Here is a 2,398-nt window from a genome sequence, read left to right as displayed (position 1 = left end):
AACAGTCATGCAATAATCTGTTGCGTAGTATTTTATCATGATTTATTTTCTTGATAATGAGGCATCACTAGTGCTTCAAAAAAATCTAAAGATATGCAAGATTTTATACAGTCTTTTAACCAATTCAATAATAAATAAAATCTTTAAAACTGCTTTATAAATTATATTAATTGAATGTAGAGGATAATTTATTAAGGGGGAATAATGTGTGAACCATTAGTTTACATGTATTAGATTAATGGTTTCTTTATTCATTAAAGGTTTATATGTAATGATTTCTTAGAGGTGAATAATATGAATTTAGGTTCGCAATTGAAATGGTTTCGTCAATCAAAGAACTTTTCACAAGAAGATGTGGCTCAAAAAGTTGGAGTAACTAGACAAGCTGTCTATAAATGGGAGAACAATAAAAGTTATCCTGATATCGATAATTTGATTTTACTTAGTGAATTATATGAAGTAACAATTGATGAGTTAATAAAAGAATCAGAAAATGCTAGCGAAAATTTAGATAAAAAAAATAAGGATGAATATGAGAAAGATGATGAAAATGATTTTGGTTTTTTTATAGGTATTGTTCTTATATTTGTAGGGATATTTATTGGTATTGAAGGAATTTCTTTATTTATAACTATATCAGGGATGCTAATAATGGTATTTTATAGTGATGTGAAAAAAATAATTGTTAATGAATTTAAAATAAAAAGAAGACCAAACTAGATTTTTTTAGTTTGGTCTTCTTTTTATTGCTGTTTATGCCAAAACTGAACATATCTATGTAGAGCCTCAATGCTTTTTAATCCCAAATAGGCTTTAATTTCAATGGATTTCATGCCATTTTGTAGCGCATTTAATATAAAACGGTTCCGTAGCATAGTAGGCGTTACATGGATTTCAGCGCGTTTCGCTTCTTTCTGTAACATGCGTTGTACAGCGATTCGAGTTAAAGCGGCAGGTTGGTCTTTTTCATAATCCCAACGGAACGTTTGCGGGCCGAAATCAAACGCCACAAAGAAGGGATCGCCCGTTTGTTGTCGCGGCCTAACAAGACTAGGAATCTTGTTGTAATAAGATAAGGCAAGTTTTACATGCTCTTTTGAAAGGGTAATAGATCGTTTGTGGGCGTGTAATCCTCCTGGGTTAATAGTATTTGTCCCAAAGTGTACATCATGCATAGAAAGCGTAAGAATGTCCTGGATAGATAGCCCATAATCTAACATGAAATGAATTAATAAAAGATTACGTTCTAGAATAAATTTTCTTCCTGTTGCTTGGTAGTCGGTTAATCCGTTATAACTACGCATGACACGGAATAGTTTTTTTATTTCTTGATCCGATGCAAAATGTTTAGAAGTTAGTCCAGGAGGGGAGACATCACTTTTTAAATCCTGGGCCACACCATGAAATTGTAAAAAGTTAATCAGAATGCCTCGTACACGTTTGATATTAGAAAGCGACGCCCCACGTTCCTTTTTAAGAGCTTTTAAGTATTCGTCTAATACATTTGCATCAAAAGAACGAAAAAACGATTCTGGGGGCAATTTGACATGTTTCTGAATCCATGATGTAAAAACTGTGAGATCGTAGCGGTATTGTTTAACGGTGGAAGATTTACGGCCATGTTTTAACAGATCAGAAAGGAAAACATCAACAGAAAGTTCCCAAGTCATGTTTATATACTCCTTTGTCCTAAAAATTGTGTACCGCAATTGTATACGAAAACCACACAAACAAGCAATAGGGGATTCTCGGTTGATGTGTTTTCTTTGGGGCTTGGTGGGGTTCCAGGGCCAGGACATTGCGGGGCTATGCGGAGACATATGGGCATGGCTAGACAGGGCGTGAAGTTGTGGTATAGGTGGATATATAGATGTGTAGGAATGGATGGAAGGCGAATGATGGGCCGATGTTGAAGGAGGACGATATGCGAGGAATGGGAATGGCCGCCGCCCCGCCTACGTAGTTTTATGAAAATCTGCCTGGCAACGGAATCTGATTCATAGCTGAATCAAGATACCCTTACCAGGAGAGCTTCAAGGTAAATCTAAGCTTCTAAATATTCCGCGGAACCTAGTTCTATCAATGAGTTTAAGGTAAGAATAAGTTCAGAATAACCTAAGTATGTTGTCGCAACTAATTCTGTAGATTTATCTCATATTATTCTGAATTAATTCTGAGATTATTTTCTTTACTGAAATGCTCATAATGAACAGGAATGATCGTTTGTTTTTTAAGTGCTGTACTATATATTTATGAAAAAAATCACGAATATTAGTATTTATACTGTCTACAGATATTCGGTGTTCCGTAAATTTGTATATTAAATGATAAGAAGAGTTCTATTTTGGTATTTAGTTTGATCTGGGTGTTTATGTTTAAAAATCTAGAAAAATATAGT

The 2,398-nt window shown here is 34.2% G+C and carries 2 protein-coding genes; one reads left to right on the top strand and one right to left on the bottom strand.

Annotation, left to right across the window (positions count from 1 at the left end; genetic code table 11):
• Positions 1-294 precede the first annotated feature (294 nt).
• Positions 295-720 carry a helix-turn-helix domain-containing protein gene (locus tag ACQGS6_RS26585; RefSeq protein ID WP_426965882.1) on the top strand — a complete coding sequence of 142 codons (426 nt, stop codon included), beginning with the start codon at positions 295-297 and terminating at the stop codon, positions 718-720.
• A gap of 23 nt (positions 721-743) precedes the next feature.
• Here ACQGS6_RS26585 and ACQGS6_RS26580 read toward each other — a convergent pair whose 3' ends face one another.
• Positions 744-1,670: a tyrosine-type recombinase/integrase gene (locus tag ACQGS6_RS26580; RefSeq protein ID WP_426965881.1), complete on the bottom strand. Its 927-nt coding sequence runs from the start codon at positions 1,668-1,670 to the stop codon at positions 744-746.
• Positions 1,671-2,398 lie beyond the last annotated feature (728 nt).

The sequence above is a fragment of the Bacillus sp. GMs2/2 genome (genome assembly GCF_050172095.1).
Lineage (GTDB): Bacteria > Bacillota > Bacilli > Bacillales > Bacillaceae_G > Bacillus_A > Bacillus_A cereus.
This window is presented reverse-complemented; position numbering and strand designations above follow the sequence as displayed.

What these genes read in the sequence shown, in the direction of transcription:
- ACQGS6_RS26585 (WP_426965882.1), top strand. Translation starts at nt 295, where the DNA reads ATGAATTTAGGTTCGCAATTGAAATGGTTTCGTCAATCAAAGAACTTT.
- ACQGS6_RS26580 (WP_426965881.1), bottom strand. Translation starts at nt 1,670, where the DNA reads ATGACTTGGGAACTTTCTGTTGATGTTTTCCTTTCTGATCTGTTAAAA.